This is a genomic window from Moritella sp. PE36 (assembly GCF_000170855.1).
Classification (GTDB): domain Bacteria; phylum Pseudomonadota; class Gammaproteobacteria; order Enterobacterales; family Moritellaceae; genus Moritella.
This window is the reverse complement of record NZ_ABCQ01000006.1, coordinates 78222-97153: the sequence shown is the minus strand read 5'-3', so window position 1 is coordinate 97153 and position 18932 is coordinate 78222. Positions and strand designations below refer to the sequence as shown.

Genomic DNA, 18932 nt, shown 5'->3' with positions numbered 1-18932 from the left:
ATAACCTATTATTATATGCTTGATAATAAACTATTTTTAGGTATGGGGAAATGTGATGCATTGCATTACTTAGCAAAACTTAGTGTGTTAAATTAATTGGTCTACCTAGACTGTATTAAATAGCTAAGGAAAGCATAATGCGCGCAGGTCATATCATGGAACGATCACATTTATCATGTCGGCATCTTGGCACATCACGCGCTATATTTTTAATCTGTTTACTTTATTTACTTTCAATTGTGGACACACAAGCCAGCCAGTTACGAGTCGCTGTCTCGGCATCTGATTCTGGCATGGTCGTCAAACACGTACAATTAGGCCTGCAGTCTGAATTAATGCGACAAGGTTATGTGACGGGCACGAATCTTACTTGGATTGACAGCAGTCAGGCAGCCTCATCAGATGTCAATTTAACTATTTCGATGACGAAAAATACGCCTTTTATTACCTTAGTTAACCAGCAAGGTTTATCAACCGACATTTACCTTGATGAAAGTCATAATCACACTGAGTTTGCAGAACATTATGAGGTTAATTTTATCAAAAAACTATTGCCTGGGATTAACACTTTGGGTGTCATTATTGATAAAAAAGTAGCTGATATGCGCAATGCTGAACAGTTTTTAGCACAGCAACAACAAAAAGGCATGCAGATCGTTTATCACTATATTGAAACAAGTGATGAATTAAGAGTGGCGACACGCATGCTGGCTCCGATCGTGGATGTAATCTATTTACCTTATCACATCACTGATATGGCAGAACTGAGTCAAGTGATAACCGTTGCAGAACGGAATAACGTGGCGCTAATTGCTGAGGACCATCGAAGTATTGATAAAGGTATCTTTGCTGTCTACAACATCGACTATGTACAGGTGGGCCGAGATACCGCTGATTTATTAGTGCGCTTAGCTGAAGGTGGCAAAAATTTAAGTCGCGAAAACGTCCTTGCTCAACCCGTTCTTTCTCTTAATCTTGATGCCGCCGCACGTATGGGCGTTGAGTTATCGAGTGACGTGATTAATAAAGCAAAGTTTATTGTAGAATAACCGTGACTTGATCTAGCTTTAATATGCGCTATTTACTGTCGAACACTGAGTATTTAAGTCAACTTTTGCAATTATATTCAATTTTTTTTTAATAAATTCATTTTTCTGCTTGAAGCGTTCAATTTCGCCCCCATATTTATTTTCAATCGCAGAGATAACCTTGCAAGGCGCGGGTTGTCAGTGATGGGTAAAGTATTTTAATTGACTTGAAATTACTTTAACCGTCACCATTTATTCTGTATCAAATTTGTAAATGAAAGTCTTTATTGGAGAATTACGATTATGGGTAGAATCATTGGTATCGATTTAGGTACAACGAACTCTTGTGTATCAATCTTAGATGGCGACACTGCTCGCATAATCGAGAATGCTGAAGGTGATCGTACTACTCCGTCAATCATCGCTTATAGCGCAGATGGTGAAACTTTAGTTGGTCAGCCTGCAAAACGCCAAGCTGTAACTAACCCTGAAAACACGTTGTTTGCAATCAAACGTATGATCGGCCGTCGTTTTGAAGATGAAGAGATCCAACGTGATATCAAAATCATGCCTTTCAAAATTGTGAAAGCTGACAATGGTGATGCATGGGTTGAAGTTAAAGGCGAAAAGATGGCTCCGCCACAAATTTCTGCTGAAGTTTTGAAAAAAATGAAGAAAACAGCAGAAGATTACCTAGGTGAAGCAGTAACTGAAGCAGTAATTACTGTACCTGCATACTTTAACGATTCACAACGTCAAGCAACGAAAGATGCTGGTCGTATTGCTGGTCTTGATGTTAAACGTATCATCAACGAACCAACTGCTGCTGCATTCGCTTATGGTGTGAACACAGCTAAAGGCGACAGCATCGTAGCTGTATATGACCTTGGTGGTGGTACATTCGATATCTCTATCATCGAAATCGATGAAGTTGATGGCGAGAAAACGTTTGAAGTATTAGCGACTAACGGTGATACGCATTTAGGTGGTGAAGATTTCGATACACGTCTAATCAACTATCTAGTAGCAGAATTCAAAAAAGAACAAAACTTTGACCTAACAAACGATCCGCTAGCAATGCAACGTCTAAAAGAAGCTGCAGAAAAAGCGAAGATCGAACTATCTACAACACAACAAACAGATGTAAACCTACCTTACATCACTGCTGATGCAACAGGTCCTAAACATTTAAACATCAAAGTGACACGTGCTAAATTAGAATCTCTAGTTGAAGACCTAGTTAAAGCTACGATGGAACCACTACGTATTGCATTACAAGATTCAGACCTAGCTGTTGGTGACATTAACGACATCATCCTAGTTGGTGGTCAAACTCGTATGCCTATGGTTCAAGCGGCTGTTACTGAGTTCTTCGGTAAAGAAGCACGTAAAGACGTTAACCCTGATGAAGCTGTAGCGATGGGCGCGGCGATTCAAGGTGCGGTACTTTCTGGTGAAAAAACAGACGTACTTCTTCTAGACGTTACACCTCTATCTCTGGGTATTGAGACTATGGGTGGTGTTATGACTAAGCTTATCGAGAAAAATACAACTATCCCGACTAAAGCGTCACAAACATTCTCTACTGCAGAAGATAATCAATCAGCGGTAACCGTTCACGCAATCCAAGGTGAGCGTAAACGTGCTGCAGACAACAACTCACTAGGTCAATTTAACCTAGAAGGTATTCGTCCTGCACAACGTGGTATTCCACAAATCGAAGTTTCATTCGATATTGATGCGGATGGTATCTTACACGTATCTGCAACTGATAAAGATACGGGTAAAGAACAAAAAATTACAATCCAAGCATCGTCTGGTCTTTCAGAAGAAGAAGTAGATGCAATGGTACGTGATGCTGAAGCAAACTCTGCTGAAGATGCTAAATTCGAAGAATTAGTACAAGCACGTAACCAAGCTGATGCAATGGTTCACGGTACGCGTAAGCAAATTGAAGAAGCTGGCGAAGCACTACCTGCTGATGAAAAAGAAAAAATTGAAACAGCAATTGTTGAGCTAGAAGCAGCAATTAAAGGCGACGACAAAGAAGCGATTGAAGCGAAAACTCAAACGTTAATGGAAGCGGCTCAAAAATTGATGGAAATTGCTCAACAGCAAGCTCAAGCACAACAAGCTGGCCCAGAAGCCGGTGAACAGCCAAAAGAGAAAGATGTAACTGGTGATGTTGTTGACGCTGAGTTCGAAGAAGTGAAAGAAGACAAAAAATAATAACGCCTAAGTTATTCGTTTTTAAATAGCAAAGGCGTTGGTGCTTCACCAACGCCTTTCGTGTATCTAAATTATTTCAATTTAAGCTGATTATTATGTCAAAACGCGATTATTACGAAGTGCTAGGTGTATCACGCGACGCTAGCGAAAAAGATGTTAAAAAAGCCTATAAACGCATGGCTATGAAATATCACCCTGATCGAACTAAGGGTGATAAAGCGATGGAAGAGCAATTTAAAGAAGTTAAAGAAGCTTATGAAGTGCTAAATGATGCACAGAAAAAAGCGGCTTATGACCAATATGGACATGCAGGTTTAAATCAACAAGGCGGACACGGTGGTCAAGGTGACTTCGGTGATATCTTTGGCGATGTATTTGGTGACATCTTTGGCGGCGGTGGTGGCCGTGGTCGTCAGCAACGTGCTGCACGTGGTAGTGATCTGCGTTATAACATGGAACTTACCCTTGAAGAAGCGGTGCGTGGTGTAAGCAAAACGATCCGCATTCCAAGCCAATGTCATTGTGAAGTATGTAATGGTTCTGGTGCTAAATCAGGTACTAAAGCAACAACTTGTAGTACTTGTCATGGCCAAGGCCAAGTGCAAATGCGTCAAGGTTTCTTTGCAGTAAACCAAGCATGCCCAACCTGTCATGGTAAAGGAAAAATAATTAAAGATCCTTGCCGTAAATGTCATGGTGAAGGTCGTTACGAACGTAGCAAAGATCTAAAAGTAACCATTCCGGCTGGTGTTGATACTGGCGATCGTATTCGCTTAACTGGCGAAGGTGAAGCGGGTGATATGGGCGCCGGATCCGGTGATCTGTATGTGCAAGTAAGTGTGCGTCAACATGCTATTTTTGAGCGTGACGGCAGCAACCTGTACTGTGAAGTGCCAATTAGCTTTGCCCATGCCGCTATCGGTGGCGAAATTGAGGTACCGACCTTAGACGGTCGCGTTAAATTAAAAGTACCCGCTGAAACACAAACTGGTCGTATGTTCCGTTTACGCGGTAAAGGCGTGAAATCAGTACGTGGCGGTGCGACGGGTGATCTACTGTGTAAAGTAACACTTGAAACGCCAGTTAAGCTAAGCGCTGAGCAGAAAGAGTTGTTACAGCAGTTCGAAGCATCATTAAACAATGCGTCGGCAAAGAAACATAAGCCAAAGTCAGAAGGTTTCTTTGACGGTGTGAAAAGCTTCTTTGATGATTTTACTAAATAATTAAGTCATTTTATTGATTTAACTATTCTAAAGCCGCCGTTTTTACGGCGGCTTTATTTTTATCAATTATTATTACTTTTCTCGACTCTACTCAATCGCTCTTGATGGCATAAGTACTACGTAAAAATGCTTGGGTTAGTTGCTGATATATTGTGTCTATACTTGGACGTTCTTGAATATGCTCAAACAAACAAGTGTGCGCATTAGCCTTCACTAATGGTGTCTTACCTAGCATTCCATAGCAAAGATTGACCGGTTTAATTAATTCATCGAGCAGTACATCAATTAATATAAATGCTTGCGCCAGTACGATCTTACGACCGCCTTTTTTTAGTATGACGCGCTGTGCAGTACCAACAATTTTCCGGCCATTAATATTTAAGTTGTAATCACCATCGCAATAAGAGAAGGGGGTTGCAGCCGCGCTACTTTCTAACCCATATTGTGAAAAAAAGTCATTTAGCACAGTACACAAATGTACATAAGCCGTCGCCGTAGAATAAGGTGTTTTTTCTGGCCAAAGATAGATGTGGGATAAGTTGACGATACCGGGTGATTGAGGCACTGGCGCGCCCCCAGTTCGTCTCGATAATACCTGCCAAGATTGTTCTGCAAGCGCTTGTTTCAGGGTATTCGATTCAGGCCATTTATTTCCTGCCGGTAATACCAGTGTAGGTGTCTTAGCTTGCCATAACATTAAACATTGGCTTAATTCATCCTGTTTTATTTGGGCAATGAATTGTGCTTCTTTAGCGAAAGCATTATCTATATCGATACTTTTAAAACGGATGGATTTATTTTTAGGTTGCAGCATTTTAAAGTCTATAGTTTGGACCGTTACTGCTACTTTAAGCTTTATCACCGGTCACTACAAACCCTTAAGTTGGTGTAATATAGATTAACTGAGCGTGATTTCATCTTGTTCTTCAGTATTTCTGGTTACAGGATATTTAATAAATTGTTGATGTGTGATTGATTACACAGATATAAACCTGCCCATTCGTATGAAATTGATTACACTTTCATTATGAATTGAAACATCACTATATCATCAATTATTTAGCTGTTATTTAACGGTTATGGGGGTTAAATGTATTACGGTTTTGATATTGGCGGTACGAAAATAGAATTTTCGGTATATAACACAGAGCTCGAGTGTGTTTTCAATGAGCGGATCCCCGCACCTACCGAAGATTACGAAGAATTATTAGATGCACTTGATACCTTTATTTTTAAAGCCGATAAAGAATTTGGTTGTAAAGGCATGGTTGGTATCGGTTATCCGGGGGTGATGGATCCAGAAACTAATACCACCATTTGCCCTAATTTACCCAGTTTACATGGCCAAAATTTACAAACAGATTTACAGAAACGTATTAGTCGTGACGTAAAAGTGCAGAATGATGCCAACTGCTTTGCGCTATCAGAATGTTTTAAAGGTGCAGCGGAAGACGCCGATATTGCTATCGCGGTGACTTTAGGCACAGGTTTAGGTGGTGCCATTTGCATAAATAAAACCATTTTGTCTGGGCATAACTTTGGCGCGGGTGAGTTTGGTCATATGGCAATTCCTGGCACCATGTTACAACGTTATCCTGAGCTTCCACTGACTCATTGTGGATGTGGGGGGCATTCTTGTTTAGAAACTTATTGTTCAGGCACTGGACTTGCCGCGTTATATAAACATTACAAGATCTATATAGACGGTTCATGTAACGAAGAACAGGCGCTGAAAGGCCCGGATATTATTGCTGCATATACGGCGAAAGAACCCGTAGCAGTAAAAACCGTGACGGTATTTTTAGATATTTTAGCCGCTGCACTAGGCAGTCTGATTATGATCATTGATCCCCATGTGGTGGTGTTCGGTGGTGGCTTGGCGCGCTTTGAGGCCTTGTATACTCAACTACCTGAAAAGATAAAGGCTTATGTATTTGATAACATGAAATTGCCGCAGTTAAAACAAGCCGAATTTGGTGGTGAAGGCGGTGTTCGTGGTGCAGCGCTGTTGAATTATACCTAACTATTTTAGGGTGATGACATGCAGAACATTATTTAAGAAATAAAAAAGTTATGTTCTCCCTTGTTTTTGTATAAATCGCCCACACCTAGTTATTTAAGCAACACAGTTACTGTGTTTATCATTAAGAATTATGGAAGTTTAATTATGTCTGAATTTGCAACAAGTGAACAAAAAGGTAGTTACGGTATTGGTCTACAAATGGGTCAACAGCTTGCTGCTAATCCATTCGAAGGTCTAGACATTTCAGCTGTTCAAGCTGGTCTTGCAGATGCGTTCGCTGGTGCAGAAAGCAAAGTTAGCGATGAAGAGCTAAACGATGCTTTCAAACTGATCCATGAGAAATTAGAAGCTGAAAAAGCTGAGAAATCTAAATTATTTGCTGCTGAAGGCGAAAAATTCTTAGCTGAAAATGCAGAACGTGAAGAAGTTACTGTAACTGAATCTGGTCTACAGTATGAAGTTATGGCACGTGGTGACATCGAGGAAAAACCAACTGCAGAATCTACAGTGCGTGTTCATTATCATGGCATGCTAACTGACGGTACTGTATTTGACAGCTCTGTTGAACGTGGTCAACCTGCTGAATTCCCAGTTGGCGGCGTTATCGCTGGTTGGACTGAAGCACTACAACTAATGAACGTTGGTGATAAATTCAAGCTATCTATCCCACACAACCTTGCTTATGGCGAACAGGGCGCAGGCGCTGCAATCGGTCCATTCCAAGCACTAGTATTTGAAGTAGAACTATTAGACATCATCTAATCAGTCCTATATATACCCAAGTTACTTCAAGATGCATCTTGACGTAGCTTGGGTATATACTAGCGAAACGCCTTGTTCATAGCGATATGAGCAAGGCGTTTTTTTATGTCTGAAATATGCTTTCCGTTCATTCGTTGGTATTACATCATCATGCACTGCGCTTTTTCGTTAGTCGTGAAACCTTAAATTGACACTACCTATAAAGATATAAATTTGTTCTGTGGCTGATATAGTTGCTGCTGAGCCATTATTATTTAGGTAAGATGATTTTTGATTTAGATCAATTGATGGATAATGAGTAATGGCAACGTATAACGATTTTAACTGGAAATATGCATTAGTATTTTTAATTGTGTTTTTAACTATACCGACGATGCACCTATGGGCTGGCCTGTTTGGTATCTTCGGTTGATTGCTAATATTCAGTATAAGAAAACCCGCATTCTAGTAGTTAGAATGGCGGGTTTTTTTATGCCTAATTTTTATGCTTAAGAAACGCAAGTTAGCGTTGTTGATGTGTTTCGAGGAGTGCTATTATCAAAGTACTATACCCAAGCTACTTCAAGATGCACAATCAGCAAACCGAAAGGAGAGGATATTCAAGGCATGAAGTCGAGGATTTAGTTATTCTAAATCAAGACTTCATAACGCCGAAGATACCTGCTTTCGGTTTGCCCTACGGGAGGCGAGCAGGAATAACAGTACAGCGTTACAATATTTGAAAATGGAATAACCATTATCTACATATTGTGCCTTGTCCTGATATCCCTGCTCGTCTCTGATATAGCATCTTGAAGTAACTTGGGTATATCTATTTGATTAATAATAAACACAGGGAGAAGTCTAGATGGGACAAGCGGTAAGAATTGCGGTGATGGGTTGTAATGGTCGTATGGGCCGTACGATTTTAGAAGCCATTCAAGATAGTGATGGTGCAGCCATTGTGGGTGCAGCAATCGAACGTCCTGAGTGTAACTTCTTAGGCGCAGATGTTGGCGAGTTAGCTGGTCTTGGTTCACTCGGTGTTAAAGTGGTTAGTAGCCTTGCTGACGTGGTTAATGACTTTGATGTCATTGTCGATTTTACCGCGCCAGAAGCAACCTTGCAGCATCTTGAGTTTGCGGTTGCGAATCATAAGAAAATAGTCATTGGTACCACCGGGTTTAGCGATGAACAAAAACAACTGATCCATGATGCCGGTAATACGACAGGCGTGGTATTTGCACCCAACATGAGTGTTGGTGTGAATGTGATGTTTAAACTGTTAGAAATGGCGGCTAAGGTCATGGGTGACTACACAGACATTGAGATCATTGAAGGTCATCACCGTTATAAAGTGGATGCACCGTCTGGTACTGCATTAGGTATGGGCGAAGTGATTGCAAATACACTTGGTCGTGATCTGAAAAAAGTGGCTGTGTATGGCCGCGAAGGTAATACCGGTGAGCGCGATCGCGAAACCATTGGTTTTTCTACCATTAGAGCCGGTGATCTGGTTGGTGAGCATACCGCAATGTTTGCTGACATCGGCGAGCGCATTGAAATTACACATAAAGCATCAAGCCGTATGACATTTGCAAAAGGTGCTATACGTGCATCAACTTGGGTATTTGCCCAAGAGCAGGGCTTGTATACAATGCAAGATGTGCTTGATCTTAAATCTTAAATTCAAAACATAAAACAAAACAGTTGCGTAACATTTGTTTTGTCTGTATTATCCGCGGAATTTGCCAAAATTTAGTAATTCAGAGATTGGTTTTTTTAATCTCGAATTACTATGCTGTGTGACAGCCTGGGGTAAATAGTTGATTTATTTTATTATTTTTCTATCTATTTTTTGGAGGTTGTCTTGAGTAATATCGCCTTGTTGGTGTTGGAAGACGGAACAGTATTCCGTGGTGTGTCTATCGGTGCAGAAGGTCATTCGGTAGGTGAAGTAGTTTTTAATACTTCAATGACTGGTTATCAAGAAATATTAACCGATCCTTCCTATTCTCGCCAAATCGTTACTCTTACTTACCCACATATCGGAAACACCGGTACAAATGATGAAGATGCAGAATCTTCAGATGTTCATGCTTGTGGACTAATCATTCGAGATCTTCCGTTAGTTACTTCTAATTTCCGTAATCAACAATCACTTACTGATTATCTAAAAGAACGTAATGTTGTTGGCATCGCTGATATTGATACCCGTAAACTGACACGTATTTTACGTGAAAAAGGTGCGCAAGCTGGTTGTATCATCGCAGGTGGCTCTATCGCTGGCGAAAGCATAGATGAAGCGAAAGCATTAGAACTTGCTAAAGCATTCCCTGGCCTTAAAGGCATGGATTTAGCGAAAGAAGTAACAGTGAAAGAAGCATACGAATGGAAACAAGGTAGCTGGACATTAATGGGTGGTTTACCTGCTGATGCTACAGACTCTCGCTTTCACGTTGTTGCTTATGATTATGGTGTTAAGCGTAATATCTTACGTATGTTAGTTGACCGTGGTTGCCGTATTACGGTTGTACCTGCGCAAACAACTGCGAAAGAAGTATTAGCGTTAAACCCAGATGGTGTGTTCTTATCAAACGGCCCTGGTGATCCAGAACCGTGTGATTATGCAATCGCAGCAATCAAAGAAATTTTGACTACAGATATTCCAGTATTTGGTATTTGTTTAGGTCACCAATTACTTGCATTAGCAAGTGGTGCTAAAACATTAAAAATGAAGTTCGGTCATCACGGTGCTAACCACCCTGTAAAAGACTTGGAACGTGGCGTAGTGATGATTACGGCGCAGAACCATGGTTTCGCAGTTGACCAAACAACGTTACCGGAAAATCTAGTAATGACGCACAAATCATTATTTGATGACTCTTTACAAGGTCTTCATCGTACTGATAAACCAGCATTTAGCTTCCAGGGTCACCCTGAAGCAAGTCCTGGTCCACACGATGCAGCTCCACTTTTCAATCACTTTATAGAGTTGATGGAAAAGAGTATGGAAAAAAGCCAAGCCTAAGCCTGATACCTAGTAGAGAATTGAACTATGCCAAAACGTAATGATATAAAAAGTATTCTAATCTTGGGCGCAGGTCCTATCGTAATCGGTCAAGCGTGTGAGTTTGACTATTCCGGTGCTCAAGCTTGTAAAGCACTTCGTGAAGAAGGCTACCGAGTTATTTTAGTTAACTCAAACCCAGCTACCATTATGACTGACCCAGAAATGGCGGACGCGACTTACATCGAGCCGATCCATTGGGAAGTTGTACGTAACATCATTGAAAAAGAGCGTCCAGATGCGATCTTACCAACAATGGGTGGTCAAACAGCATTAAACTGTGCACTTGAGCTAGACAGCAAAGGTGTTTTAGCAGAGTTTAACGTTGAACTGATTGGCGCAACAGCTGACGCGATTGATAAAGCGGAAGACCGTAGCCGTTTTGACAAAGCAATGAAAGCCATTGGTCTTGAAACGCCTCGCGCTGGTATCGCACACACTCTAGAAGAAGCAAAAGGCGTTTTAGCTGAAGTTGGTTTCCCGTGTATTATTCGTCCATCATTCACTATGGGTGGTTCGGGTGGCGGTATCGCTTACAACATGGAAGAGTTTGAAGACATTTGTACGTTAGGTTTAGACCTTTCTCCAACAACTGAACTATTGATCGATGAATCACTAATTGGTTGGAAAGAATACGAAACTGAAGTTGTACGTGATAAAAACGATAACTGCATCATCGTCTGTACAATTGAAAACATTGACCCAATGGGTATCCACACCGGTGACTCAATTACGGTGGCACCAGCGCAAACACTCACGGATAAAGAATACCAGATCATGCGTAATGCATCGATGGCTGTTCTACGTGAAATTGGTGTAGAAACAGGTGGTTCAAACGTACAGTTCGGTATCAATCCAGCTGATGGCCGTATGGTTATCATCGAGATGAACCCACGCGTATCTCGTTCATCTGCACTTGCATCAAAAGCAACGGGTTTCCCAATTGCTCGCATTGCGGCAAAACTAGCGGTTGGTTACACGTTAGACGAACTATCCAATGATATTACAGGTGGTGCAACGCCAGCATCATTTGAACCAACACTGGATTATGTGGTAACTAAGATGCCACGCTTTAACTTCGAAAAATTTGCCGGTGCTAATGACCGTCTAACTACCCAGATGAAATCTGTGGGTGAAGTCATGGCGATTGGTCGTAACTTCCAAGAGTCAATGCAAAAAGCAATACGTGGCCTGGAAATCGGTAAGAACGGTTTTGATCCAGAAGTGAACTTAAACGACGAGTCTGCAGCAGCTAAGATCCGTCAAGAGCTAACAGAAGCGGGCGCTGAGCGTATCTTCTATATAGCGGATGCTTACCGTATTGGCATGTCAACAGATGAGATCTATGCGATCACATGTATTGACCCTTGGTTCCTAGTTCAAATCGAAGACATTGTTAACGCGGAAGCAAACGTCAGTAAAATTGGTTTAGCGGGTCTAAACGAAACGTCATTACGTCAACTTAAGCGTAAAGGTTTCTCTGATTTACGTCTGTGTAAACTTGCCGGTGTAAGTGAAAATGAAATCCGTAAATTACGTCATCGTTTAGAGATCTTTCCGGTTTACAAACGTGTAGATACTTGTGCCGCTGAATTCTCAAGTGACACCGCTTACATGTATTCTACTTACGATGAAGAATGTGAAGCAAACCCAACAGATAACGATAAGATCATGATTATCGGTGGCGGTCCTAACCGTATTGGTCAAGGTATCGAATTCGATTACTGCTGTGTACACGCGGCATTAGCAATGCGTGAAGATGGTTACGAAACTATCATGGTTAACTGTAACCCTGAAACGGTTTCAACTGATTACGATACATCTGATCGTTTATACTTCGAACCTATTACACTAGAAGACGTATTAGAAATCGTTCGTATTGAAAAACCGAAAGGCGTGATCGTTCAGTACGGTGGTCAAACACCACTTAAACTAGCGCGTGAATTAGAAGCGGCTGGCGTACCAATCATCGGTACATCACCGGATGCGATTGACCGTTCTGAAGATCGTGAACGCTTCCAACAAGCGGTTGAGCGTTTAGGTTTGTTACAGCCTGACAATGCGACGGTAACAACGACTGAGCAAGCGGTTATTTCAGCTGAAGGTATCGGTTATCCGTTAGTTGTTCGTCCATCATATGTACTTGGTGGCCGTGCAATGGAAATTGTATATGACGAAATCGATTTACGTCGTTACTTCAAAGAAGCGGTAAGTGTATCTAATGAATCGCCAGTATTACTTGACCGTTTCCTAGATAACGCAATCGAGCTTGACGTTGATGCTATTTGTGACGGTAAAGATGTTGTTATTGGCGGCATCATGGAGCACATTGAACAAGCAGGTGTTCACTCAGGTGACTCAGGTTGTTCATTACCTCCTCATTCATTAAGCCCAGAAATTCTTGATGTTATGCGTGACCAAGTACGTGCGTTAGCATTAGAGTTAGGTGTTATTGGTCTAATGAATACCCAGTTCGCGGTGAAAGATAATGAAGTTTACTTGATTGAAGTAAACCCACGTGCTGCACGTACGATTCCTTTTGTTTCAAAAGCAACGGGTGTGCAATTAGCAAAAATTGCTGCACGTGTAATGGCGGGTCAAACGTTAGTTGAACTTGGTTTCACTAAAGAAGTTATCCCACCATATTACTCGGTTAAAGAAGTAGTATTACCATTCGGTAAGTTCCCAGGTTCAGATCCGTTACTTGGCCCTGAAATGCGTTCTACTGGTGAAGTAATGGGCGTGGGTGATACATTCGCTGAAGCTTATGCTAAAGCACAGCTTGGTGCTTCTGCTGAAGTTGCTAAGAGTGGTCGTGCACTTATCTCTGTTCGTAACTGTGATAAAGCCCGCGCTGCGGAACTAGCTAAGCAGTTAATTGAACTTGGTTTTGAGATTGATGCGACTCACGGTACTGCCGTTGCGCTAGGTGAAGCAGGTATTAATCTTCGTCTAGTTAACAAGGTACATGAAGGTCGTCCACATATTCTTGACCGTATCAAGAATGGCGAATACAGCTATATCATTAATACGACTGAAGGTCGTGTTGCGATTGAAGACTCTCGCCAACTACGTGCAGCTGCGTTACGTTATAAAGTGAACTACACAACAACAATGAATGCTGCATTTGCAACGTGCCAAGCGCACTCTGCGGATGACCGTGGTACTGTTCGCTCAATACAAGAGTTACATACTCGCATTAAGTAAGTAGTAAGCAGTAAATAGCAGTATTTATAGTTAATAAAAAACCTCGCTACTTCAGTTACAGCTAGTAACAACAAGGAGCGAGGTTTTTTTATATCTGCAATTTAGCGTAATTGAAATTGTGATGACATTGATGACTTCAATGACAGTTTACAAAATTATTGCCACTACAGTTCAAATTCCAATTCAATAAACGTGCAACCTTTCGCACAGCCCACACCGGTTCTAGATTCATCATTTTTATTCTTTGGTGGTAATAATTTTAATGCTTGTTGACACACTGGGCATAAAACCGTTTTTCCAAGGCATACTTTTTTGATGGTATTACGCTGTTCATGAAACGATTTTGAACTGCTTTCGTTAATTGCTGAAAAATCTATTTTTGACATAATAACTCTTTAATTTTACGTGTTTTTCTTTAATTACACCTGTAATTTACTTGTTTATTTCACTGAGTTTAATCAAAGCGAACAAGCCGTCACTGTGGTTGTATTCAATAATAATTGAACATTTTACCTGTTTATTAATATAAAAGTATCAGTGATTACATTTTATTCTAGGGTTAGTGTTACTCGCCCATGACTAAATGAAGCTAATGCGAATGATACACCGTAAATTAAAATCACCCGGACTAACCTTAATCGAGTTACTGTTAACGTTGGCAATCGTGACTATATTGATGGCTTTAAGTGTGCCTTCATATAGTGCATACGTGCATAAAAATAAACTAGGCAATCTCACCAGGCAATTAGTTGAAGCGCTAAATATCACGAAACAATTAGCGCTACTGCGGGGTGAACGGCATTATTTTAATGTCCAGGTTAATAACGCTGTCAATAGCACAGTCGAGTCATGCTGGGTTATCAGTCATAACGAAAATTGTGATTGTTTAACATCGACTGCGTTATGTCAGTCTAACTATGGTCAAGCGAGCGCAGCGATAAGTGATATAGAGCTCTCCGTTAATCGACCCCTCTTATCTTTTTCACCATTATTTGGCACGACAAATGGTGCCAGTTATCAACTTTCCTTAGGTCGTTTTAGCACTATGGTTATTGTCAGTACTCAAGGACGTATTCGAGTTTGTATGGTGCGGGGAGATAGTGCTATTTATGCGCCTTGTTAAACCCTTGTGCTCGGGCCCTCTTTACATGTGCGGACATGGATTAATTGAGTTGATGATATCAATAACGCTAGGGGGGATTATTTTTACCGGGTCGAGTTATATACACGCCACACATGAAGTGCAAAATAATCGGGCTGAACAATATTATCTCGTGCAGCAGGAGGCTCAGAATGTACTGACTATTATGCAGCGAGAGTTAGGTCGAGCAGGTTATAGCAGTAATATTGCCGCTGCGAATCCTTTTATTTATAGCGATGATAAAATTTATATTTTGAATCCCAGTAATGATTGTATTGTATATCGTTATGATCGTAACGAAGATGGTATGTTTAGAGATGAAAACTTTGGTTTTCGTTTGCATCGTGGAGGGGTACAACAGCGCAAAGGTAGCGAGGTTGACTGTGATGGTGGCTTAGGCTGGGAAATGATCTCAGATGCGGCGAACACCGACATTATCCAATTGCAATTCACTGTGTCACAACAGCGATACACGCTAGCGCATAAAGTTAAAGGTTATGTCAGTATCGCGCTTCGTATACGTCATCGTCAATTCACCGAGATTGAACTGGATTATTTTCGCAATAGCAGCGCGAGGGCTTTTCTATAGTGGCGTCTAAGCAACCGCAATCCCATGCTGTTCGAGGTTTTGCTATGTTATCAATGACGCTAATTTTAGTCTTCATTACGATCAGTAGCAGTTTGGCATTTGCGCATATTCAGCAACAGCGTATTCAACGTAATCAGCTCCATATTAATTACCTGAAAGCTAAAGTTATAGCGGCCAATAAATTGGATTTGTTTTATATCGTGCTTTACGAGTCATCTGAATTGCTGGCTCTATCACCGCCATGTACTAATTTAGCGTTAGATACTTATCAATTAGTCATTCCGAGTGATTTGATGCATCAATATATGTTGTCAGAACAATTCTATTTATGCGTTGCAGAGGAAGCTGTGTTCAATATTGCGATAGTGGTTAGCTACAATAATACGGAGCGAATTGTCATGCAGCGTCAACTTATTACGACATCAATGCCTTGGACTTGGCAACCAACTTCGTTATACGGTTTTTAAATGCGGTTGAGACAACATACTTCGCAGCAAGGTGGCAGTTTACTTGAGGTTATGATCTGTTTATTTATGCTGACCACCGCTATATTTGGCGTCACAAGTTTAAAGTTAACGCAGGCCCAAATTATATTACAGCAATCACAATATACAGCAGCATGGGCGCTACTGGAGTATAAGCTGAATGAAATACGGTATTTGACCGATTCGATTGATGGATTTAATGCTTTGAATACCAACCTTGGCGGTCACATTAGTGCCGGTGATATTCACTATGATCAGCATCAATTTAATTTAACTTGGCAAGTTAGCTCACTAAGTACGATCACCACATCAAATCAGCGAAAGGAAGTGGTGATTGAAATTCATTGGTTGGATCAAACTAATACTGCGCAGATGATTCGCAATAAGACGATGCTGAGTCAGGGCGTTATGCTTAGGTAAGGATGCAATGCAAGTTATGTGAACTATAATTTACGTTGAACAGAATTTTTATTGCTATTTTGTGATGTAATGCCGATATTTAATGTTATGTCAGTAGTTTAATTTGGTATTATCCTGCCTTTATTAATGTTTATGGATATAGGATGTGGTATGGGTAGTAAAGTAGCAGGGCTTTTTCAATTGAGTTTGGTTAAGCAGATCATCATTAGCATTATTGCGGGTACCGCGTTAGCGTATGCTGCCCCAGAAATTGCTAAAGAAGCAAGTTTATTTGGCGGGTTATTTGTCAGTGCATTGAAAGCGATCGCACCTTTATTAGTATTTGTATTAGTTATCTCCGCGATAGCCAATCAAGAAGCGAATACCAATGCTAATATGCGTCCTGTTGTTATTTTGTATCTACTCGGCACCTTTGCTGCTGCGCTTGTCGCCGTTAGTTTAAGTTTTTTATTCCCTGTTCAGTTAGCCTTAATGACTGAAGGTGCAACGAATGCGGCACCAAGTAATATCACTGACGTTCTGCGTAATTTGATTTACAAGGTTGTCGATAACCCGATTAATGCGATTGTAACCAGCAACTTTATTGGGGTGTTAGCCTGGGGTATTGGTTTTGGTGTTGCCTTGAAGCACGCATCATCGACGACCAAACAAGTTATTAGTGACATTGCTGGTGGTGTATCGAAGATAGTGCATGTGGTGATCCGATTTGCACCGCTAGGTATTTTTGGTTTAGTGGCGTCAACATTTGCTACCGTTGGTTTTTCGGCAATGGCAAGTTATACCCACTTACTGGCGGTATTACTGGGGTCAATGGTCATTGTTGCATTAGTGGTTAATCCGGCTATTTTATTTTTCATGTCTCGTCAAAATCCGTACCCGCTTATTTTTCAATGTTTACGTGAAAGTGGCATTACTGCGTTCTTCACGCGTTCATCTGCAGCGAATATTCCGGTAAATATGGAATTGTGTAAAAAGCTAAACTTACATAAAGATACTTATTCAGTTTCTATACCTCTGGGTGCAACCATTAATATGGGCGGTGCGGCGATTACGATCACGGTACTTACGTTAGCGGCAGTGAATACCTTAGGTATTGCAGTAGATTTACCAACTGCCTTACTATTAAGTATCATTGCGGCGATTTCTGCATGTGGCGCTTCTGGTGTTGCTGGCGGTTCATTATTGCTGATTCCATTAGCTTGTAGCTTATTTGGTATCGATAACGATATTGCTATGCAAGTAGTTGCAACTGGCTTCATTATTGGCGTATTGCAAGACTCGGCAGAAACCGCATTAAACAGTTCAACGGATGTGGTGTTTACGGCCGCAGTCAGTCACGCACATGAAAGAAAAACAGACGTGTAAAATATTTTACTAATCGGATTCGCTTTGTTTGTGCGAATTACGGTATATTTACGGTAATAAAAGCAGTCTGTTAATGATAACGGGCTGCTTTTTTATTGATAACGTTAACACCGTATTATTGATGATCTTTAAATACGTAACGATTAGTAACTGAATAGAAAATCATAGTCGTAACACAATACAAAATTATAATGAAAAAATGCGAAATTCACCTGACTCTTGTTACTCGGATGTTATACTCATTTACAATTCGGAGAACCGAAATAGTAATGGATTAAAACATTAATCATCGATTTAAGATGAAAAGATAGTTTTTTGTATAAAGCACGGCAAAGGGAAGAGACAAATGTTCGACTTTAGAAGTGATACTGTCACACAACCCACCGCAGCAATGCGCAACGCGATGGCGACTGCCATTGTGGGGGATGACGTTTATGGTGAAGATCCGACGGTAAATAAGTTGGAAGCAATGGCCGCTGAACGTTATGGATTCGATGCCGCTATCTTTTGTTCGTCAGGTACACAGGCTAACTTGTTAGCTATTATGGCGCATTGTCAGCGTGGTGATGAATATATTTGTGGTCAAAATGCCCATAATTACCGTTGGGAAGGCGGTGGTGCTGCGGTACTTGGTAGTGTGCAACCACAGCCGATAGCCAACGAAGCCGACGGCAGTATTTGTCTGCAAGCGATCCGTGACAACATTAAACCTGATGATGATCACCATGCAAAAACCAAGTTATTATCATTAGAAAATACCATTGGCGGTAAAGTCTTATCGCTTGAGTATCTAGCTCAAGCGCAAGCATTGGCCTTTGAACATGGATTACGAATTCACCTTGATGGTGCGCGTGTCTTTAATGCCGCAGTTAAACTGAATGTAGATGCGAGCGAAATTACCCAATATTTTGATTCTGCGTCTATCTGCTTATCGAAAGGACTTGCTGCCCCGGTTGGTTCATTATTACTTGGCTCTGAATCATTAATTCGCAGTGCTAGACGCTGGCGGAAGATGTTGGGTGGCGGTATGCGTCAAGCGGGTATTCTTGCCGCTGCAGGTATTTTAGCGTTAGATGAGCAAATTGATAAGTTAGCGATTGATCATGAAAACACGCAATATTTAGCGCAACAATTATTGACACTGTCAGAGTTCTCGTTTGATTTAGACAGTGTGCAAACCAATATGATCTTTACGCAATATTCCGGTAAAGATGGTAAAGCACTGTCGGCATATTTACGGACTAAAGGCATTATTATTAGTGCTAGCAATGCGATCCGTTTTGTTGTTCATCAAGATATTACCGTTGACGCAATCGACTTATTAATTGCAGAGATTAAGCAGTTTCATTCAATGTGAAATTAAGCCTTATTTCGCGTAAATCGGGCAGATCGAATATAATTATAATAAAGG

16 protein-coding genes are annotated in these 18932 nt (G+C 41.0%); 14 read left to right on the top strand and 2 right to left on the bottom strand.

The annotated features are described in order from the left end of the window. Nucleotides 1-137 precede the first annotated feature (137 nt). The 3 genes from PE36_RS06005 to dnaJ all read left to right on the top strand — a co-directional run bounded on the left by PE36_RS06005 (nucleotide 138) and on the right by dnaJ (nucleotide 4480). Entirely contained in the window at nucleotides 138-1049 is a 912-nt protein-coding gene (locus tag PE36_RS06005; protein WP_006031075.1) for an ABC transporter substrate binding protein, read from the top strand. Between the two features lie 282 nt (nucleotides 1050-1331). Then, a complete protein-coding gene (gene dnaK / locus PE36_RS06000) occupies nucleotides 1332-3257 on the top strand; it encodes a molecular chaperone DnaK (RefSeq protein WP_006031074.1) in 1926 nt (641 codons plus the stop codon). 95 nt (nucleotides 3258-3352) lie between these two features. Continuing rightward, nucleotides 3353-4480: a molecular chaperone DnaJ gene (gene dnaJ, locus PE36_RS05995; RefSeq protein WP_006031073.1), complete on the top strand. Its 1128-nt coding sequence runs from the start codon at nucleotides 3353-3355 to the stop codon at nucleotides 4478-4480. A gap of 91 nt (nucleotides 4481-4571) precedes the next feature. Here the strand turns inward: dnaJ and PE36_RS05990 are convergent, their stop codons facing one another. Beyond that, nucleotides 4572-5294, bottom strand: coding sequence for a hypothetical protein (locus tag PE36_RS05990; protein ID WP_006031072.1), 723 nt, complete (start codon nucleotides 5292-5294; stop codon nucleotides 4572-4574). Nucleotides 5295-5570: 276 nt separating this feature from the next. Here PE36_RS05990 and PE36_RS05985 point away from each other — a divergent pair, with 276 nt between their 5' ends. From PE36_RS05985 to carB, 5 genes are all read left to right on the top strand, one after another. Next, a complete protein-coding gene (locus PE36_RS05985) occupies nucleotides 5571-6503 on the top strand; it encodes an ROK family protein (RefSeq protein ID WP_006031071.1) in 933 nt (310 codons plus the stop codon). Between the two features lie 144 nt (nucleotides 6504-6647). Then, entirely contained in the window at nucleotides 6648-7265 is a 618-nt protein-coding gene (locus PE36_RS05980; protein WP_006031070.1) for an FKBP-type peptidyl-prolyl cis-trans isomerase, read from the top strand. 847 nt (nucleotides 7266-8112) lie between these two features. Next, a complete protein-coding gene (gene dapB / locus PE36_RS05975; protein WP_006031068.1) occupies nucleotides 8113-8931 on the top strand; it encodes a 4-hydroxy-tetrahydrodipicolinate reductase in 819 nt (272 codons plus the stop codon). A 183-nt stretch (nucleotides 8932-9114) separates the two neighbouring features. Next, nucleotides 9115-10275 carry a glutamine-hydrolyzing carbamoyl-phosphate synthase small subunit gene (gene carA, locus PE36_RS05970; RefSeq protein WP_006031067.1) on the top strand — a complete coding sequence of 387 codons (1161 nt, stop codon included), beginning with the start codon at nucleotides 9115-9117 and terminating at the stop codon, nucleotides 10273-10275. A 27-nt stretch (nucleotides 10276-10302) separates the two neighbouring features. Beyond that, nucleotides 10303-13521 (top strand): carbamoyl-phosphate synthase large subunit, encoded by a 3219-nt coding sequence (carB, locus tag PE36_RS05965; RefSeq protein ID WP_006031066.1) that lies wholly within the window; start codon nucleotides 10303-10305, stop codon nucleotides 13519-13521. Between the two features lie 164 nt (nucleotides 13522-13685). Here carB and PE36_RS05960 read toward each other — a convergent pair whose 3' ends face one another. After that, the gene (locus PE36_RS05960; protein WP_006031065.1) at nucleotides 13686-13907 is read right to left on the bottom strand and encodes a hypothetical protein; all 222 of its coding nucleotides are present in this window, start codon (nucleotides 13905-13907) and stop codon (nucleotides 13686-13688) included. A 212-nt stretch (nucleotides 13908-14119) separates the two neighbouring features. On the opposite strand from PE36_RS05960, the gene PE36_RS05955 reads away from it, so the two are divergent. The 6 genes from PE36_RS05955 to ltaE all read left to right on the top strand — a co-directional run bounded on the left by PE36_RS05955 (nucleotide 14120) and on the right by ltaE (nucleotide 18878). Continuing rightward, nucleotides 14120-14644, top strand: a complete 525-nt coding sequence (locus tag PE36_RS05955; protein ID WP_006031064.1) for a Tfp pilus assembly protein FimT/FimU — start codon at nucleotides 14120-14122, stop codon at nucleotides 14642-14644. Nucleotides 14645-14696: 52 nt separating this feature from the next. After that, nucleotides 14697-15251, top strand: a complete 555-nt coding sequence (locus PE36_RS05950) for a hypothetical protein (RefSeq protein ID WP_006031063.1) — start codon at nucleotides 14697-14699, stop codon at nucleotides 15249-15251. Further along, complete coding sequence (locus tag PE36_RS05945; protein WP_006031062.1) at nucleotides 15251-15718, top strand: hypothetical protein; 468 nt, start codon at nucleotides 15251-15253, stop codon at nucleotides 15716-15718. Before PE36_RS05950 ends, PE36_RS05945 begins: the two co-directional genes overlap by 1 nt. Next, nucleotides 15719-16156 carry a hypothetical protein gene (locus PE36_RS05940; protein ID WP_006031061.1) on the top strand — a complete coding sequence of 146 codons (438 nt, stop codon included), beginning with the start codon at nucleotides 15719-15721 and terminating at the stop codon, nucleotides 16154-16156. A 150-nt stretch (nucleotides 16157-16306) separates the two neighbouring features. Continuing rightward, on the top strand, nucleotides 16307-17521 hold the full coding sequence (sstT, locus tag PE36_RS05935; protein ID WP_006031060.1) for a serine/threonine transporter SstT: 1215 nt from the start codon (nucleotides 16307-16309) through the stop codon (nucleotides 17519-17521). A gap of 346 nt (nucleotides 17522-17867) precedes the next feature. Continuing rightward, a complete protein-coding gene (gene ltaE, locus PE36_RS05930; protein WP_006031059.1) occupies nucleotides 17868-18878 on the top strand; it encodes a low-specificity L-threonine aldolase in 1011 nt (336 codons plus the stop codon). The last annotated feature ends 54 nt before the right edge of the window (nucleotides 18879-18932 follow it).

Bases quoted from the DNA above. Each gene is read 5' to 3' on its own strand.
- PE36_RS05990 (WP_006031072.1), bottom strand. From the start codon at position 5,294: ATGCTGCAACCTAAAAATAAATCCATCCGTTTTAAAAGTATCGATATA.
- PE36_RS05955 (WP_006031064.1), top strand. From the start codon at position 14,120: ATGATACACCGTAAATTAAAATCACCCGGACTAACCTTAATCGAGTTA.
- ltaE (WP_006031059.1), top strand. From the start codon at position 17,868: ATGTTCGACTTTAGAAGTGATACTGTCACACAACCCACCGCAGCAATG.
- PE36_RS05950 (WP_006031063.1), top strand. From the start codon at position 14,697: ATGATATCAATAACGCTAGGGGGGATTATTTTTACCGGGTCGAGTTAT.
- dnaJ (WP_006031073.1), top strand. From the start codon at position 3,353: ATGTCAAAACGCGATTATTACGAAGTGCTAGGTGTATCACGCGACGCT.
- dapB (WP_006031068.1), top strand. From the start codon at position 8,113: ATGGGACAAGCGGTAAGAATTGCGGTGATGGGTTGTAATGGTCGTATG.
- PE36_RS05980 (WP_006031070.1), top strand. From the start codon at position 6,648: ATGTCTGAATTTGCAACAAGTGAACAAAAAGGTAGTTACGGTATTGGT.
- PE36_RS05960 (WP_006031065.1), bottom strand. From the start codon at position 13,907: ATGTCAAAAATAGATTTTTCAGCAATTAACGAAAGCAGTTCAAAATCG.
- carB (WP_006031066.1), top strand. From the start codon at position 10,303: ATGCCAAAACGTAATGATATAAAAAGTATTCTAATCTTGGGCGCAGGT.
- sstT (WP_006031060.1), top strand. From the start codon at position 16,307: ATGGGTAGTAAAGTAGCAGGGCTTTTTCAATTGAGTTTGGTTAAGCAG.
- PE36_RS06005 (WP_006031075.1), top strand. From the start codon at position 138: ATGCGCGCAGGTCATATCATGGAACGATCACATTTATCATGTCGGCAT.
- dnaK (WP_006031074.1), top strand. From the start codon at position 1,332: ATGGGTAGAATCATTGGTATCGATTTAGGTACAACGAACTCTTGTGTA.
- PE36_RS05940 (WP_006031061.1), top strand. From the start codon at position 15,719: ATGCGGTTGAGACAACATACTTCGCAGCAAGGTGGCAGTTTACTTGAG.
- PE36_RS05985 (WP_006031071.1), top strand. From the start codon at position 5,571: ATGTATTACGGTTTTGATATTGGCGGTACGAAAATAGAATTTTCGGTA.